This window comes from Streptomyces sp. NPDC048172 (genome assembly GCF_043202595.1).
Classification (GTDB): Bacteria; Actinomycetota; Actinomycetes; order Streptomycetales; family Streptomycetaceae; genus Streptomyces.
Genome location: NZ_JBIDAT010000007.1, coordinates 475,305 through 492,376, shown reverse-complemented (window position 1 = coordinate 492,376; position 17,072 = coordinate 475,305). Strand labels below are relative to the sequence as shown.

Annotated in this window: 13 protein-coding genes and 1 tRNA gene; 7 read left to right on the top strand and 7 right to left on the bottom strand. The window is 72.3% G+C overall.

Annotated features, from left to right (window positions below; genetic code table 11):
• Nucleotides 1-32 precede the first annotated feature (32 nt).
• Nucleotides 33-1,127 (top strand): LacI family DNA-binding transcriptional regulator, encoded by a 1,095-nt coding sequence (locus ACGF3A_RS31580; RefSeq protein ID WP_393733797.1) that lies wholly within the window; start codon nucleotides 33-35, stop codon nucleotides 1,125-1,127.
• A 108-nt stretch (nucleotides 1,128-1,235) separates the two neighbouring features.
• Nucleotides 1,236-1,796 (top strand): M23 family metallopeptidase, encoded by a 561-nt coding sequence (locus ACGF3A_RS31575; protein ID WP_393733796.1) that lies wholly within the window; start codon nucleotides 1,236-1,238, stop codon nucleotides 1,794-1,796.
• A gap of 28 nt (nucleotides 1,797-1,824) precedes the next feature.
• Here the strand turns inward: ACGF3A_RS31575 and ACGF3A_RS31570 are convergent, their stop codons facing one another.
• Nucleotides 1,825-2,409: a DUF6069 family protein gene (locus tag ACGF3A_RS31570; RefSeq protein ID WP_393733795.1), complete on the bottom strand. Its 585-nt coding sequence runs from the start codon at nucleotides 2,407-2,409 to the stop codon at nucleotides 1,825-1,827.
• A gap of 129 nt (nucleotides 2,410-2,538) precedes the next feature.
• On the opposite strand from ACGF3A_RS31570, the gene ACGF3A_RS31565 reads away from it, so the two are divergent.
• Nucleotides 2,539-2,994, top strand: a complete 456-nt coding sequence (locus tag ACGF3A_RS31565) for an SSI family serine proteinase inhibitor (protein ID WP_393733794.1) — start codon at nucleotides 2,539-2,541, stop codon at nucleotides 2,992-2,994.
• Nucleotides 2,995-3,053: 59 nt separating this feature from the next.
• Here the strand turns inward: ACGF3A_RS31565 and ACGF3A_RS31560 are convergent.
• The 4 genes from ACGF3A_RS31560 to ACGF3A_RS31545 all read right to left on the bottom strand — a co-directional run bounded on the left by ACGF3A_RS31560 (nucleotide 3,054) and on the right by ACGF3A_RS31545 (nucleotide 5,984).
• Nucleotides 3,054-3,126, bottom strand: a tRNA-His gene (locus ACGF3A_RS31560).
• 102 nt (nucleotides 3,127-3,228) lie between these two features.
• Nucleotides 3,229-3,834, bottom strand: coding sequence for an oligoribonuclease (orn, locus tag ACGF3A_RS31555; protein ID WP_393733793.1), 606 nt, complete (start codon nucleotides 3,832-3,834; stop codon nucleotides 3,229-3,231).
• A 28-nt stretch (nucleotides 3,835-3,862) separates the two neighbouring features.
• A complete protein-coding gene (locus ACGF3A_RS31550; protein WP_393733792.1) occupies nucleotides 3,863-5,278 on the bottom strand; it encodes a helix-turn-helix domain-containing protein in 1,416 nt (471 codons plus the stop codon).
• A gap of 421 nt (nucleotides 5,279-5,699) precedes the next feature.
• Entirely contained in the window at nucleotides 5,700-5,984 is a 285-nt protein-coding gene (locus ACGF3A_RS31545; protein WP_393733791.1) for a hypothetical protein, read from the bottom strand.
• 541 nt (nucleotides 5,985-6,525) lie between these two features.
• Here ACGF3A_RS31545 and ACGF3A_RS31540 point away from each other — a divergent pair.
• On the top strand, nucleotides 6,526-7,047 hold the full coding sequence (locus ACGF3A_RS31540) for a universal stress protein (RefSeq protein WP_393733790.1): 522 nt from the start codon (nucleotides 6,526-6,528) through the stop codon (nucleotides 7,045-7,047).
• A gap of 305 nt (nucleotides 7,048-7,352) precedes the next feature.
• Here ACGF3A_RS31540 and glmS read toward each other — a convergent pair whose 3' ends face one another.
• Together glmS and ACGF3A_RS31530 are read right to left on the bottom strand one after the other, a co-directional pair.
• Complete coding sequence (gene glmS, locus ACGF3A_RS31535) at nucleotides 7,353-9,191, bottom strand: glutamine--fructose-6-phosphate transaminase (isomerizing) (RefSeq protein WP_393733789.1); 1,839 nt, start codon at nucleotides 9,189-9,191, stop codon at nucleotides 7,353-7,355.
• Between the two features lie 69 nt (nucleotides 9,192-9,260).
• Nucleotides 9,261-9,539 (bottom strand): hypothetical protein, encoded by a 279-nt coding sequence (locus ACGF3A_RS31530; protein ID WP_393733788.1) that lies wholly within the window; start codon nucleotides 9,537-9,539, stop codon nucleotides 9,261-9,263.
• 273 nt (nucleotides 9,540-9,812) lie between these two features.
• Between ACGF3A_RS31530 and ACGF3A_RS31525 the strand changes: the two genes are divergently transcribed.
• From ACGF3A_RS31525 to ACGF3A_RS31515, 3 genes are all read left to right on the top strand, one after another.
• Nucleotides 9,813-12,482 (top strand): M4 family metallopeptidase, encoded by a 2,670-nt coding sequence (locus ACGF3A_RS31525; RefSeq protein WP_393733787.1) that lies wholly within the window; start codon nucleotides 9,813-9,815, stop codon nucleotides 12,480-12,482.
• A 108-nt stretch (nucleotides 12,483-12,590) separates the two neighbouring features.
• Nucleotides 12,591-15,281: a M4 family metallopeptidase gene (locus tag ACGF3A_RS31520; RefSeq protein WP_393733786.1), complete on the top strand. Its 2,691-nt coding sequence runs from the start codon at nucleotides 12,591-12,593 to the stop codon at nucleotides 15,279-15,281.
• 182 nt (nucleotides 15,282-15,463) lie between these two features.
• A complete protein-coding gene (locus ACGF3A_RS31515) occupies nucleotides 15,464-17,071 on the top strand; it encodes a beta-N-acetylhexosaminidase (RefSeq protein WP_393733785.1) in 1,608 nt (535 codons plus the stop codon).
• The last annotated feature ends 1 nt before the right edge of the window (nucleotide 17,072 follow it).

Sequence of the window (17,072 nt, the reverse complement as noted above, 5' to 3'; positions counted from 1 at the left end):
AGCGCCGGAAGACGAGCAGCGGGGAGGCATCGATGGCAGCAGCGCGCGACGGCCGCGCCGGGGTACGCAGGCCCGGACCCACTCTGGAGCAGGTGGCCCGCCGCGCGGGCGTCGGACGGGGCACGGTCTCCCGGGTGGTCAACGGCTCGCCGCGGGTCAGCGACCGTACCCGCGCCGCGGTCGAGGCGGCCGTCGCCGAGCTCGGCTATGTGCCCAACCGGGTGGCTCGCGCCCTCGCCGCCGGGTCCACCGACGCGATAGCCCTGGTCGTCCCGGAGCCCGAGACCCGGTTCTTCGCCGAGCCCTACTTCTCCGGCATCCTGCACGGCGTCGGCGACGCGCTGGCCGAGACGGACATGCAGCTCCTGCTGACGCTGGTGCGGAACGAGCGCGAGAGGGAACGGTTCGCCCAGTACGCCTCGGCCCACCGCGTCGACGGCGTCCTGCTGGTCTCCCTGCACGCCGACGACCCGCTCCCCGACCTGCTGGAGGAGTGCGGCATGCCCGCCGTCCTGGGCGGCCGCCGCTCGGCGGAGGAGACCGTTCCGTACGTCGACTCGGACAACGTCGGCGGCGCGTGCGCCGCCGTGGAGCACCTCCTCGCCCGCGGCCGCGCGACGGTCGCCACCATCACCGGCTCCGTGGACATGTACGTGGCCCAGTGCCGCCTGGAGGGGTACCGGGCCGCGCTGCGCGGCGCGGGCCGTGCGACCGACGAACGCCTCGTGGCGCACGGGGACTTCACCGAGGAGGGCGGCCACGCCGCGATGCGGGAGCTCCTCGGCCGGGCCCCGGAGGTCGACGCCGTCTTCTGCGCCTCGGACGTGATGGCGGCGGGCGCCCGTATCGCCCTGCGCGAGGCGGGCCGGAGGGTGCCCGACGACGTCGCGCTGATCGGCTTCGACGACTCGGCGGTGGCCCGGCACATGGACCCGCCGCTCACCTCGGTGCGCCAGCCGATCGTGGAGACCGGGCGGGAAATGGCCGGGATGCTGCTGGAGCTGCTCGGTAAGACGGACCCGCCGGCGGACGGCACGGACGGTACGGACGGTACGGGCGGTGCGGAGGAGGCGGACCCGCTGCACCGCGTCCTGCCGACGGAGCTGGTGTGCCGCCGTTCGGTGTGACGGACCGTCCGACCGGGCGTGTGACGGGTCGTCGGCCTGTTCGACCCCGTCACCCCTACGGGCGCCTCCGCGTGCGGCGGCGCCCGACGTGCCCTTTGCTTCACTGGTATGGCTCGTACAGCGACAGCGAACCGCCGCATAGCGAGCGGAGCCCTGACCGCCGCCCTGCTCATAGGCGGGCTCGGCGCACCGGCCGCCCTGGCCGCCGACCCGACGACCCCCACGCGTGACGACGCCGCGGCCCCCGCGGGCCCGCCGAGCGCCTGGTCCCGCCCGCTGCTCAAGGCCGCCCGCGTCTCCCAGGGGTACGGCGTCAAGGGCAACTGGGCGGCCGGTCACCACACCGGCATCGACCTCGCCGTTCCCACCGGCACCCCGGTCCGCTCCGTCGGCAGCGGCAAGGTGGTCTTCGCCGGGCGGTCCGGCGACTACGGCAAGGCCGTCACGATCCGGATGAGCGACAAGAAGTACACGCTCTTCGCGCACCTCTCGACCGTCGCGGTGAAACGCGGCAAGGCCGTGCGGGCGGGCACCTGGCTCGGCCGCTCCGGGAACACGGGACGCTCCACCGGCCCGCACCTCCACTTCGAGGTGCGGGTCAAACGCGGTTACGGCTCCGACGTCAACCCCGTCCGGTACCTCGCCCGGCACGGCGTGCGGCTGCTCTGACGCCACCCCGGCCGTCCCGGCCGCGGGGTCAGCCGTCGTTGCGGGCCCCGCGGCCGACCGCCGTCAGCAGCGAACCGATGACGACACCGATCACCAGGTAGACCAGCGCCGAGCCCACCTTCGCCTCCCACGACGCGTCCGAGGTGAAGGGCAGCAGCATCACCGCGACCGTGGCCAGCGCGACGATCCAGCCGAGGAACCGCTCGGGCTGCGGCGTCGAGAGCATCAGCAGATGCAGCAGCCCCGTGGCCACCAGCGCCGCCAGGGCCGCGCCCAGCGCGAGCGAGCCGCCCTCCGCCGTGACGAGGGCGCCGTCCCGCTCGGGCGCGAAGACGGGCCACCCCAGCACGCCGCGCACCAGCAGCAGCACCACCACCGAGGCGAGCGCCGCCACCAGCGCGACGGCCAGGCCGCCCGCCCACAGCCGCCCCGCCGAGACCCGCGGCCGCCTCCGCTGCGGCTCCTGGCCGTACGGGTCCTGCCGGTACGGGTCCTGCCGGTACGGATCCTGTGCGTACGGGTCCTGCCCGTACGGCTGCTGCCCGTAGGGCTGTCCTTGCGGCTGTCCGTACGGGTCGTACGGTTCCTGTCCGCCCGGTGTGTTCCTGCGCATGGGGAGCCTCCTGCCGTGGAGCCGGAATCCCAGGCTCTGTGGGTACACCGCACTCCGCATCCGCGCTCACCCCATAGAGGGAAACCGGCCACTCCGACCGAAAGGCGTGGAATGTCTGGTTCCGTGAACATGAACTCAACGAAACCGTCGCGCGGGCGCCTCGCCGCCCCCGCGCTCCTCGCCGCCGCGGCCCTCGGTACGGGCCTGCTCGCCGCCGCCCCCGCCACCCCCGCCGCGGCCTCGACGGACACCGCCGAGGCGCGCTCCGTCGGCAGATTCCTGATCACGCTGCACGAGGGCGCGGGCACCGGTGGCAAGGTCATCGGCTCGGCCCGGCTGAACTGTCTCCCGACGACGGGCAGCACCCACCCCCGGCCCGCTCAGGCGTGCCGCATGATGGAGCGCGCGGGGGGCCAGTTCTCGATGCTGCCCGCCCAGAAGGCCGTGTGCCCGACGGTCCACAAGCCCGTGACCGTCGTGGCCAAGGGCTACTGGAAGAGCACGGCCAGGCTCTACGCGCAGATCTATCCGAACACCTGCGAGGCGAGCGCCCGGAGCAGCGGCGTCTTCAACCTCAGCCGTTAGGTACGCCACAACGACGAGGCCCCCGCTCCGGTCTTCCGGAACGGGGGCCTCGCTGCGAGGGTGATCGACGGGACTTGAACCCGCGACTTCCTGGACCACAACCAGGTGCTCTACCAACTGAGCTACGACCACCATGAGCCGCGCTGAGGGGGACTTCCCGAAGGACGCCTCCCCGCATCGGCCTCCATGAGTGTACAGGGTCGCCGGGGGTGCTCGCTCACACGTTTCCCGTGGCTACTCGGCAGGCGGGAGCACGTGCCGGGCGGCGATCCGCTTGGCCGTGTCCGAGTCCGGGCCGGGCTGCGGCACGAAGACGGCCTCCCGGTAGTAGCGCAGCTCGGCGATCGACTCGCGGATGTCCGCGAGCGCGCGGTGATTGCCGTTCTTCTCCGGGCTGTTGTAGTAGGCGCGCGGATACCAGCGCCGGGCCAGCTCCTTGACCGAGGAGACGTCGACGATGCGGTAGTGGAGGTGCCCCTCCAGCTCCGCCATGTCCCGGGCCAGGAAGCCGCGGTCGGTGCCGACGGAGTTGCCGCACAGGGGCGCGCGGCCGGGGTCCGGGGCGTGCTCGCGCACGTACTCCAGGACCCGGGCCTCCGCGTCGGCCAGGGTGGTGCCCTCGTCCAGCTCGTCGAGCAGGCCGGAGGCGGTGTGCATCTCGCGCACCACCTCCGGCATCGCTGCCAGGGACTTGGCGGGCGGGCGGATCACGATGTCCACGCCGTCCCCGAGTACGTTCAGCTCCGAGTCCGTGACCAGCGCGGCCACCTCGATGAGCGCGTCGTCGGACAGCGAGAGCCCGGTCATCTCGCAGTCGATCCACACCATGCGATCGTTCATGCGGCTCACACTACGGGACCCCTGTCACTCAGCCCTGACCGCGCCCGCGCTGGCCCGGGAGCCGGGGCGTGTAGACGTCCGACTCCGGTTTGCCCGGCTCCGGACGCTGGTCCCGGTCCCTCGCATCCCTTCCGTCCCTTCCATCCCGGTATTCCCGGTGCTCGCGGTGCTCCCTGCGCTCCCGGTGGTCGCGTGCGTCCCGTGCCCCGCGCGGATCCCGCTGCTCCCGCACCGTCTCCGCGCGGGCGCCGCTGAGCGCGCCCGCGGCCCCCGGAGCGCCCGGCACACCCGGAGCTCCGGGAACGCCCGGCGCGCCCGCGAGGCCGCCCGGGCCCGGCTCCGCCGCGTACGGCGTCCCGGCCGGGTGCTGCTCGGGCAGGCGCAGCGAGCCCGCGTCGTCGCCCTCGTCACCCTCCGGCCGCCTGGCGCGGTAGGCCGCGCGGTAGGCGGCGGGGGAGGCGCCGAGCTGGCGGCGGAAATGACCGCGCAGCGCGACGGGCGAGCGGAAGCCGCAACGGCCCGCGACCTCGTCCACCGAGTAGTCCGACGTCTCCAGCAGGCGCTGGGCCTGGAGGACACGCTGAGTGATCAGCCACTGCAGTGGAGCGCTCCCAGTAAGAGAGCGGAAGCGCCGGTCGAAGGTGCGACGGCTCATGTACGCGCGCGCGGCGAGCGTCTCGACGTCGAACTGCTCGTGCAGGTGCTCCAGCGCCCAGGCGACGACCTCGGCGAGCGGATCGGCACCGATCTCCTCTGGTAAGGAGCGGTCGAGGTGGCGCGGGTGGCCACCGGTCTCCTGTCCGTTGCCCCGCCGGGGCGGCACGACGAGGCGCCGGGCGAGGGCACCCGCCGCTTCCGCGCCGTGGTCCGAACGGACGACGTGCAGGCACAGGTCTATGCCCGCCGCCGTTCCGGCCGAGGTGAGGATGTCGCCGTCGTCCACGAAGAGTTCACGGGGATCGACGTGCACCGCGGGGTAACGCTTGGCGAGCGTCGGCGCGTACATCCAGTGGGTCGTCGCCGGGCGCCCGTCGAGGAGGCCGGCCGCCGCGAGCACGAAAGCGCCCGTGCAGAGTCCGATGACGCGCGCCCCCTCCTCGTGCGCGCGGCGGAGCGCCTCCAGGGCCGCGGTCGGCGGCGGCTGGGTGATGGAGCGCCAGGCGGGAACGACCACCGTGCCCGCACGGGAGATCGCCTCAAGTCCGAACGGCGCGCTCAGCTGGAGCCCGCCCGTCGTACGCAGCGGCCCGTCCTCGCCCGCGCACACCAGCAGTCGGTAGCGGGGAACTCCCGCGTCCTGGCGGTCGATTCCGAAGACGGAGAGCGGGATGGAACTCTCGAAGATGGGACCACCGCTGAAGAGCAACACCGCCACGATCTCGCGCCGGCGGCGCGCGGCCAGCTTACGCGTCTCAACTGGGCCGTTCGTGGAGTCCTGGCTCATTGGAACTAAGCCCCCCTCAATCGTTGTGTTCCTCTCGGTCCATGCACATCTCCCCCGCTCTTCCCCCGCAGCGAAAGCCAAGATCGAATCTACTGTGTCGGATGTGGGTGGCGGTGCAAGTTCGGCACCCGACGCTATGTCGACAAGGCAACTTGGCGTGAAGCATTCGATCACGAAGCGTTTCACTCTGTGGCTCTGCTGGGAAGTGCGCATGCCCTCTCTGCCCCGTCACCGTAGGGTGCACACCCGTGCCGCGCTCCTTTCGTCCCTGGTGGCAGGGGGGTTGGAGGAGGGGCGCGGCAAGGGCTAGGACTCGGCCGCAAGTTGGCCGAAAAACGCGGGGGATCTTTGTGCGATCCGGTCACTCGACGGGCGCACGCGGGTGATGAGGGGGAGCGTCAGGGGCGCGAGCTACGCATGGTTACGCCTGGCCGCGTGCTGTTTCCCCGCGCTGGTGCGGATGGCGTCCGCCCCGGTGGGCGCCCGAGCCGGTGCGGCTGTGGCGGCCCCGGTGCGGGCTGACCTGCTCCCCGGCGAGCCGGGCGTGACCGCGCTCGGACTGGCGCAAGAGCGCACGGCAGGCCGTCGTGACGGCGGCGAGCCCCACGGCCGTGCCGAGTGCGCCCCCCACGGACGAGCCGCACACCAGCAGGACCACGGGGACCAGCGCGCTGCTGAAGGCCGCCCAGCGCACCACGTCGCTCACCGGATCGGCCGAGGGGGTGGCCTCCCCGCGGCGGGGCGCGGCGCCGGTGGGGGAGGGGCCGGGGGTGGGCCGGGTGTGTGCGGAGGGAGCACTCCGTGTGACGTACGCCGTACGTGCGGTGTGTGCGGTAGTCGGGATGGACGGAACGCTGGGGGCGAGCGGTGGGCCGGGCACGCCGTGTCTAACGCCCCCCTGTGGTGCCGGTCACTGGGCCGCGAGGGGGGTGTGCCGCGGACGTGGGCCATGCGGCGGTACCGCTCCCACCCGTACGGCGAGGGGCGCCGCGCGGTCGTAAGGGGCGTAACGCGGCATTGCGATACGCGCCGCGCTCAGGCATGCTCCGGGGTCAGCGCGCGTCCGGTGACCGCCTCTCATGCCCTGGGCAAGTGGGGAGTGCCGCCGTACCCTTGGGGTAGGGGACTTGGGAAGACGATTCCCGGTCGTCATTCCCGCAGGCACCGAGAAGACCCGAGCGAGCCGGAAGAGAGAGCAAGCCGTCCGTCGTCCCTCTGCACAGAGGACTCCCTTCGCCGAGACACACATGGCTGGACACGAGATCCCTGACCCAGCGGACCGCAGGCAGATCGCCGATTCGACGGCGACGCCAGAGGCGGCGGAAGAAACACGTCATTCTTGCGACCCCGCGTTTCAGCACGGTGTCGTCGTGGGCTTCGACGGCTCGATGTCGAGCGAGCGGGCCCTTGCCTATGCCATCGGCATGGCCTGCCGCTCGGGCTCGGGCCTGATCATCGTCCATGTGGCCAACCGGCTGCCCACCACCGTGTGGGCGGGCTGCGAGCCGCCCGTCTTCGTGGACGTCCCCGACCACCGCACCGAGGTGCTCGGGCTGGAGCTCGCCTGCGCCGAGCATCTCTCCGAGGTCTCCTGGATCCTCGTCGAGCGCGGCGGCGACATCTGCCACGAACTGGAGGAGGTCGGCCGGGAGTACGAGGCCGACGCCATCGTGGTCGGCTCGACCCACGGGCTCGTCGGCCGGATCTTCGGTTCGGTCGCGGGGCGGCTCGCGCGGCGCGCGCAGCGGCCCGTCGTGGTCGTTCCCTGACGCCAGGCCCTCCCGGGGGCGCCTGTCCCGGGCAACTGTCGTGGCAGCGTCAACTTTCCCTGCACAGCGGTGCGTTCGCCGGAACCGGCGACAAACCTACCCGGCCGTAGGGGTGCATTGTGCGTTTGTGAGGGGCATACAGGAAGCACAGACTCAGCGTGCCGCCGGGCGGGAGGTGACGGTCCCGTACGGCGGCCCACCCGCCGGCGTAATGGGCGACGCCGGCACAGGGGAGGCGGGATCCCGCGCGGTTGGTGGCCCGCGCGGGATCCCGCCCATGTCTGCCCCCTGTCAGGGGGTGAACGTCACTCCACGGTCACGGACTTGGCCAGGTTGCGGGGCTTGTCGATGTCCCGGCCGAGGGCCAGCGCCGTGTGGTAGGCGAGGAGCTGGAGCGGGATGCCCATGAGGATCGGGTCCAGCTCGTCCTCGTTCTTCGGCACGACGATCGTGCGGTCGGCCTTCTCCTGCTCCTGGTGCGCGACGGCGAGGATGCGGCCGCTGCGCGCCTTGATCTCCTCCAGCGCCGCGCGGTTCTTCTCCAGCAGGTCGTCGTCCGGGACGATCGCCACGGTCGGCATCGCGGGCTCGATGAGCGCGAGCGGGCCGTGCTTCAGCTCGGAGGCCGGGTACGCCTCGGCGTGGATGTACGAGACCTCCTTGAGCTTGAGCGAGGCCTCCAGCGCGACCGGGTAGCCGCGGACCCGGCCGATGAAGAGCATCGAGCGGGCCTCGGCGTACTCCTGGGCCAGCTTCTCGATCTGCGGCTCCAGCTTCATGATCTCGGCGATCTGCCCCGGCAGCTTGCGCAGGCCCTCGATGATCCGCTTGCCGTCCTTCACCGACAGGTCGCGGATCCGGCCGAGGTGCAGCGCGAGCAGGCCGAAGGCGACGACCGTGTTGGTGAAGCACTTGGTGGAGACGACGCAGACCTCGGGGCCCGCGTGGACGTACACGCCGCCGTCGGCCTCGCGGGCGATGGCCGAGCCCACGACGTTGATCACGCCGAGCACCCGGGCGCCCTTGCGCTTGAGCTCCTGGACGGCCGCGAGCGCGTCGTAGGTCTCGCCGGACTGGGAGACGGCCACGTACAGCGTGTCCGGGTCGACCACCGGGTTGCGGTAGCGGAACTCGCTGGCGGGCTCGGCGTCCGCGGGGATGCGGGCCAGCTCCTCGATCATCTGGGCGCCGATCATGCCCGCGTGGTACGAGGTGCCGCAGCCGAGGATCTTCACCCGGCGCACGGCGCGGGCCTCGCGCGCGTCGAGGTTGAGGCCGCCGAGGTGGACGGTGGCGAACCGGTCGTCGATCCGCCCGGCCAGCACGCGGTCGACCGCGTCGGCCTGCTCGGCGATCTCCTTGTGCATGTAGGTGTCGTGGCCGCCCAGGTCGTAGGACTCGGCGGCGTACTCGACGGTCTCGGGGGAGGACGAGGTGCGCGAGCCCTCGGTCGTGTAGGTGCGGTAGTCGCCCGCCTTGATGGTGGCCATCTCGCCGTCGTCCAGGGTCACGACCTGGCGGGTGTGCGAGACCAGGGCCGCCACGTCGGAGGCGACGAACATCTCCTTCTCGCCTATGCCGAGGACGACCGGGGAGCCGTTGCGGGCCACGACGATGCGGTCGGGGAAGTCGGCGTGCAGCACCGCGATGCCGTACGTGCCCTCGATGTGGCGCAGCGCCTCCTGGACCCGGGCCTCCAGCGACTCGGCGTCGGAGCGGGCGATCAGGTGGGCGAGGACCTCGGTGTCGGTGTCCGAGACGAGGGTGACGCCCTCGGCGCCCAGCTTGGTGCGGAGCTCGGCGGCGTTGTCGATGATCCCGTTGTGGACGACGGCGACCTGCTCGGCGGCGTCGAGGTGCGGGTGCGCGTTGGCGTCGTTGGGGACGCCGTGGGTGGCCCAGCGGGTGTGGGCGATGCCCGCGGTGCCGGTGAAGCGCTTGGGAAGGCGGTCCTCCAGGTCGCGGACGCGGCCCTTGGTCTTCGCGGTCTTCAGGCCGCCCTTGGCGCCGCCGCCCGCCGACTTGCCGCTCGCGTGGATGGCGATCCCGGCCGAGTCGTAGCCCCGGTACTCCAGGCGCTGGAGCCCCTCCAGGAGGAGCGGTGCGGTGTCACGTTTCCCGATGTATCCCACGATTCCGCACATGCTGTCCCGTGCCTGCCTCTCCGTCGGTGCCGTTGCTGCTGTGGTGCTGGTGCTTGTGTGTGCCCGGCCTTAGCCGTAGACGATGCGGCGGAGCTGCCGCAGCGAGAGCTCCGGGGGCGCCACGGCGCGGTGCGGCAGCTCCTCGGTGACGCGGTCGAAGATCTCCGCGTTCGTCATCCCCTTCGCCTGCATCTCGCGGTGGCGGCGGCGGACGAACTCGGTCGTCGTCTCGTCGAAGTACGCCAGCACGTCGAGCACGACCCGGGCCGCCTCGCCGCGCTGCAGCGGCGTCGTGCGGACCAGGTGGTCGATGAGGTCGTCATGAGCGGGCGTACGGGCTTCGAGCACGGATCGATACTGCGGGGTCCGGACGCCGATCGCAAGAAATCTGCCCGATTCCGGGCAGGGGTCACGTCGGTTGCGGTGAGTTCGGGTCAGGGCAGGGTGCATTTTCGGTCTGGTCCGGACCTGAGGCGCCTCAGTTGTGCGCACAGGGTTCACCAAAAGGTCTAGACCCTCCAGGATGTGGGGCCGTCAGGCAACGCACGCGTCCCATCCATCCTCCGTGGAGGCCCCGTGTCAGGTTCCAGACGTCCCCCAGGACACCGCAGAGCGAGGGCCGTGGCGGCGTGGGCTGCCGCGGCCCTCGCCGTCTCCCTGCTGGCGCCGCAGGCGCTCGCCGGGTCCGCCGGGCCCCAGGACGGCGCCGCGCCGCCGCCCGACCCGGTGCCGGACCGGATCGCGGGCCAGGGCACGGCGGCGCCCCGGCTGGTGACCGGCCTTTCCGACGCCGCCCCCGGCGGCAGCGCCGCCGACGCGGCGCGCGCGTACCTCGCCGGGGAGCGCGACCGCTTCCACGTCGCCGCGGGCGAGAAGGACCTCGCGCTGCTGGGCACCGAGGGCTCCACCGTCCGCTTCCAGCAGCGGCACCACGGCATACCCGTGCTGGGCGCCCACTACCTCGTCCACCTCAAGGGCAAGGGCGAGCGGCGCGAGGTGACCGGCGCGGGCGGCGCTTACTTCACCCGGCTCGACGCGCCCGCCGAGGCCACCGTCCCGGCGGCCCGGAGCGCGGCGGTCGCCCGTACGGCGCTCAAGGACCCGCGACAGCGCGCGGCGGCGGAGGTGAGCGACCACGGGCTCGTCGTCCTCCCCGGCGGCGAGGGCGGCAAGGGCAGGCTGGCGCGGCACCACACCGTACGGGCCGTCGCGGGCGGGGAGGCGGTCGTCCGCGAGGTGTACGTCGACGCGACGCTCGGCGCCGTCGCGCTCCAGCACGACAGCGCGCGCCAGGCGGAGACCCCAGCGAAGGCCAACGGGACGGACGTGCGCGGCAAGAAGGTCACCTTCGACGCGGCGCGGCAGGACGACGGCACGTACCGGATGTCGGACCTGACGCGCGGCTCGCGGATCGACACGTACGACGCCGGGGGCCGGGACTACGGCGAGTTCCTCGGGCAGATGCCGGCCGGGATGGTGCCCGTCCAGAACAAGACCGCCGACTACCCGGCCTCGGCGGGCGAGTCCGGCGCGGTCAACGCGCACGTCAACTCGGCCCGCGTGTACGACTTCTACAAGTCCCGGCTGGGACGCGACGGCATCGACGGCAAGGGCGGCACCCTGACCTCCGTCGTCAACGTCACGTCCGGCGGGAAGCCGTTCGCCAACGCCTTCTGGGACGGCGAGAAGATGGTCTACGGCGGGGGCGGCGCCTACTACTCCTTCGCCGCGGCCCTCGACGTCACCGGGCACGAGATGACCCACGGCGTGATCGAGCGCAGCGCGAATCTGGTCTACATGAACCAGTCCGGCGCCATGAACGAGGCGATAGCCGACTACTTCGGCAACGCCATGGACGTCGAGGCCAAGGGCACGCCCATGTCCGACCCCGAGGCGGGCCTGCTCGCCGAGGACCTGTGCCGGACGGGCACGCCCAAGGAGTGCGCCCTGCGTGACCTGAACGACGGCCGCAACGCGATGGACGACTACATAGGCGCCACCGTCGGCCAGGACTCCGGCGGCGTGCACCTCAACTCCACGATCTACTCGGGCGCGCTGTGGGACATCCGCGAGCAGCTCGACCCGGCGACCGCCGACAAGCTGGTCTACAAGGCGCTCACCGAGTACATGACCCCGCTCGACCGCTTCATGGACGGCCGGAACGCCATGGTCGCGGCGGCCGACGCGATGGGGCTGCCGCTGGAGGACATCCAGAAGGTGACCGCCGCCTTCGACGGCCACATGATCCACACCGGCTGGGAGCACCACCTCGGCATCGACTCGAAGACGGTGCTGCCGGACATCACCTCGTCCTTCGCCGCGCCCTCGGCGCGCGAGGGCCGGTACGTGGTCTCGAACTCCGACGCGACCGGCACGAAGCTGCCCTCCGTCTTCACCGGCGCCACCAGCGGCGGCGCGGCCAAGAGGCTGAGCCCGGACGACGGGCGCTGGCACGAGTTCCCCGCGACGGACGGGACGTACGCCGCCTGGATGGCGATCGGCGAGCGGGACGGCGCCCAGTCGTACGACGTCCTCACGCGCCGCCTGGCCAAGGGCAAGCCGAAGAACGTCTTCTCCTCCACCACGGTCCAGCCCCAGGACATCGTGGTCGACGGCCGTGACGTGGCCTTCCTCGGCTACGACCTCACCACCGGCGTCTCCGACGTCTACCTCTCGCGCGGCGGCAAGCCCGCGAAGAAGGTCAAGCTGTCCGCCGGGCACCAGGCGTGGAGCGTGGACATGCGCGACGGCACGCTGGTGTGGACCGAGTACTGGAAGGCGGAGAAGGGCACGGTGTTCGTGCCGACCGCGTACGACGTCGAGCGGGGCAAGGTCCTCGTGCGCTACCCGCCGAAGCAGTCGGACGGCGACAAGGCGCCGCTGGCCGGATACACGAAGACGGCCGGCGACCGCGTCCTGTGGACCGAGCGCGCACAGGCGACGGGCGCGAAGACGGCGATCCGCTCCGGCACGCTGCGCGGCCCGGGCAAGGTGAAGGACGTGGTCCCGGCGGACGCCCCGTACGCGCCGGTCTCGACGGTGTTCACGGCCACCGACAAGGCGGTCACCTACCTCGACGTCAAGGGCGGCCAGGAGTGGGCCAACGAGAACCTCAGCAAGCTCTTCCAGGTGCCCTTCAAGGGCGGCGAGAAGCCCGTACGGCTCTCCTGCAACCGCGGCACGCAGACCGCGGCGGCGGCCGACGAGGGCAAGGGCGTGCTCTGGATCGACGGCACGGGCGGTCAGACGGACCTGGTGACCCGTACGTCTCCTGCGGGGTCCTGCGCCTGAGTCTGACGTAGACGTCCCCGGTCCGGGGCTGAGAGGGGCGGCTCGGGTCTGTCGGCCCGGCCGCCCCTCCGGCATCATCTTCCTCCCCGTATCGCAGGAGGCTCCGAGATGAGTCCCAGCACTACGAGCATCAGGAAGAGAGCGGCGGCGTTGTCCGTCGCCGCGCTGCTGTCCGCCGCGCTGCCCGTCCCGCAGGCGCTCGCGGGGCCGTCCCCCGCCTCGCCACCCGATCCCGTGCCGGACCGGGTCGTGGGGGAGGGCACGGCGGCGCCCCGGCTGGTGACGGGGCTCTCGGACGCGGCGCCGGGCGGTGGTGCCGCCGAGGCCGCGCGGGCGTACCTCGCCGGGGAGCGGGATCGCTTCCATGTCGCGGCGGGCGAGAAGGACCTCGCGCTGCTGGGCACCGAGGGTTCCACCGTCCGTTTCCAGCAGACGCACCACGGGGTGCCGGTGCTGGGCGCGCACTATCTCGTCCACCTCAGGGGGAAGGGCGAGCGGCGCGAGGTGACGGGCGTGGGCGGGGCGTACTTCACCGGGCTCGACGCCCCGGCGAAGGCCACCGTCCCGTCCGAACGGAGCGCGGCCGTCGCCCGTACGGTGCTGCGGGACCCTCGGCAGCGCGCGGCGGCGAAGGTGAGCGACCACGGGCTCGTCGTCCTGCCCCGGGGGAAAGGGCGGCTGGCGCGGCACCACACCGTACGGGCCGTCGCGGGCGGCGAAGTGGCCGTCCGCGAGGTGTACGTGGACGCCACGGCCGGGACGGTCGCCTTCGCGTACGACGGGGCGCGGCGGGCCGAGACCCCCGCGAAGGCCACGGGGACGGACGTGCGCGGCGCGAAGGTCACCTTCGACGCGGCGCGGCAGGACGACGGCACGTACCGGATGTCGGACCTGACGCGTGACTCGCGCATCGATACGTACGACGCCGAGGGCCGGGACGTCTCCGAGTTCCAGGGGCCGATACCGGACGGCATGATCCCGGTGCCGAGCGCGACAGCCGACTACCCGGCCTCGGCGGGGGAGTCGGGCGCGGTCGACGCGCACCGGAACATCGGCAGGGTCCTCGACTTCTACAAGTCCCGGCTGGGACGCGACGGCATCGACGGCAAGGGCGGACCGATCGCCGCGGTCGTCAACGTCACCGAGAACGGCGGCCCGTTCCAGAACGCCCAGTGGGCCGACAAGGTGATCTTCGGTGCCGACCCGGGCGAGTACTCCTACGCCGCCTCGACCGACGTCGCCGGGCACGAGATGTCCCACGGCCTGGTCAGGGAGGTCGGCGAGCTGATTCCCGTGAACCAGACCGGCGCCATCGAGGAGGGCGTCGTCGACTACTTCGGCAACGCCGTCGACGTCGAGACCAAGGGCATGGACATGGACGACCCCCGCGCCGGGCTGCTCGGCGAGGACACCTGCCCCACCGGCACCCCCGAGCAGTGCGCCTTCCGCGACATGAACGACGGGCGCGACGCCCTGCACGACTACGTCGGTGCCTCCATCGCCGAGGACGCGGGCGGCAACCACCTCAACTCCACGATCTTCTCCGGCGCCCTGTGGGACATCCGGGAGCGGCTCGCCCCCGCGACCGCCGACAAGCTGGTCTACAAGGCGCTCACCGAGTACCTGACGCCGACGGTGGACTTCGTGGAGGCGCGCCACGCGCTCCTCGCGGCGGCGGAGGCGATGGGTCTGCCCGCCCGCGCCCTGCGGACGATCACCGCCGCCTTCGACGCGCACGGGATCCGGAAGGGCTGGGAGCGGCATATCTCCCTCGACTCCACGGCGGTTCTGCCGGACCTCGTTGGGTACGACCCGAGGCCGGACGTGCGCAAGGGGCGTTACGTCGTGGCGCAGCCCGAACGCGCGACCTTCGCGCCCGGCATCTGGACCGGTTCGACCCGCGGGGGCCCGCCCCGGCGGCTGAGCGCCGACGACGAGGGCTGGCACGAGGGCCCCTCGACGGACGGGACACGGGCCGCCTGGTCGGTCGGCGACAACGACGGCACGGCGTACGACGTGCTCACCCGGCGGCTGGACGGCGGGCCGATCAGGTCCGTCTTCTCCTCCGGGACCGTGCTGCCCGCCGATGTCGCCGTCGACGGACGCGACGTGGCGTTCGCGGGGCTGGACCTGGAGGACGGGACGTCCGGGGTCCACCTCTCGCGCGGCGGCGAACCCGCGAAGCGGATCCCGCTGCCCGCCGGTCACCAGGCGCGGGACGTGGACCTGCGCGACGGGACGCTGGTGTGGACCGAGTTCTGGAAGGCGGCGGACGGCTACGTGTTCGTGCCGACCGTCTACGACGTCAAGAGCGGCGAGGTGACCGGGCGTTACCCGCCGAAGGACACGACGGGGAAGACCTCCCCGGTGGCGGGCGGCACGAAGACGGCGGGCGACCGCGTCCTGTGGACCGAGCGCGGGCAGGAGCCGGGCGCGCGGACGGCGGTACGCGCGGGCGCGCTGGACGGCTCGCGCGCCCGTGACCTCGTACGCGCCGACGCGCCCTACGCCCCGCAGACCGCCGTCCTGACGGCCAACGGGGGGACGGTGACGTACGCCGCGGGGGTGGACGACTGGACGGCGGGGGGCAACGCGTCGCTGCCGAAGCTCTTCCAGGTCCCGCTGAAGGGTGGCGGCGGTTCCGGGAGTTCCGGCGCCGTTCCGGTGAAGGTCTCCTGCAACCGGGGCTCGCAGGCGCAGCCCACGGCTGGTGAGGGCGCCCAGGTGTTCTGGATCGACGGCACGCGCAGCGAGACGGATCTTGTGACGCGGCGGAATCCGGTGGGGTCCTGCGATTAGGCGTGCTGGGCAGTGGGAGCCCCGGTCCGTGCTTCGCAGTCTGCGGGCGCGTCGTGGCTGGGCGCGCAGTTCCCCGCGCCCCTACGGGGCGCACCCCCGCTGCCCTCTTCCGGCACTGGGTACTCCGCATGCACCATGCGAACAGCTATTCCCATGGAAACGGCCCGTCGAAGGGATCCTCCGTGCGAAGATTCAGACCGCTCCTCCTCATCTGCGCCTCGCTCCTCGCCGTGACCACCGTCCCCGCCGCCTCCGCGTACACCGGGGGAAGCCCCGAGGGGACCCCCGTCGCGGACGCCACCGGGCCGAGGCCGCTGGACCAGGTGATCCCGGCGCCCGCTTCGGCCCGCGCCGAGGGCAAGCCGTACACGATCACCGCGAAGACCGTGATCCGGGTGACCAAGGGCTCGCAGCGGACCGGTGAGCAACTGGCCGCGCTGCTGCGCCCGTCCACCGGCTACCGCCTCCCCGTCACCACCCGCCCCGGCAAGGACGGCATCCAGCTGCGGCTGGGCGAGGGCGGCGCGAAGCTCGGCGACGAGGGGTACCGGCTGGAGATCGGCAAGCGCGCCGCCGTGATCAAGGCGCCCAGGACCGCCGGGCTCTTCCACGGCGTACAGACCCTGCGGCAGCTCCTGCCCGCCGAGGTCGAGTCACGGACGAAGAAGCCGGGCCCGTGGCAGCTCGCCGGGGGCACGATCACCGACAAGCCGCGCTACGGCTACCGCGCCGCGATGCTCGACGTCTCCCGGCACTTCTTCGAGAAGGACCAGGTCAAGCGCTGGATCGATCAGCTCGCCCTCTACAAGGTCAACACCCTGCACCTGCACCTCTCCGACGACCAGGGCTGGCGCATCGCCATCGACTCCTGGCCCCGGCTCGCGACGTACGGCGGCAGCACCGAGGTCGGCGGCGGCAAGGGTGGCTACTACACCAAGGCCGACTACAAGGAACTGCTCGACTACGCCGCCGACCGGCACATGACCGTCGTGCCCGAGATCGACATGCCGAGCCACACCAACGCGGCCCTCGCCTCCTACGCCGAGCTGAACTGCGACGGCAAGGCCCCGCCGCTCTACACCGGCACCGACGTCGGCTTCAGCTCGCTGTGCGTGCCGCTGGAGCGGACGTACGACTTCGTGGACGACGTCATCCGCGAGGTGGCGGCCATGACCCCCGGTCCGTACATCCACATCGGCGGCGACGAGGCGCACTCCACCAGCCCCGAGGACTACGTGAAGTTCATGGACCGGGTGCAGCCGGTCGTCGCGAAGTACGGGAAGACGGCGATCGGCTGGCACCAGATCACCGCCTCCCCGGCCAAGGGCACCGTCGCCCAGTACTGGGGCTACGACGCCACGTCGACCGAGGAACGCGGCCAGGTCGTGAACGCGGCGAAGAAGGGCACGCCGCTCATCCTCTCGCCCGCCGACCGGGCCTACATCGACCACAAGTACACCAAGGACACGCCCTACGGCCTCTCCTGGGCCGGGTTCGTCGAGGTGCAGCGCTCGTACGACTGGGACCCGGGGACGTATCTGGAGGGCGCCCCGGCCGACTCGGTGCTGGGCGTCGAGGCGCCGATGTGGTCGGAGACCTTCGGCGAGAACGAGCCGCTGGACTACATGACCTTCCCCCGGCTCCCCGGCATCGCCGAGCTGGGCTGGTCGCCCCGGTCCACGCACGACTGGGACCGGTACAAGGCACGGCTGTCGCAGCAGGCGCCGCGCTGGGACCAGTTGGGCGTGGAGTACTACCGCTCGCCGCAGGTGCCGTGGCCCGGTAAGTGAC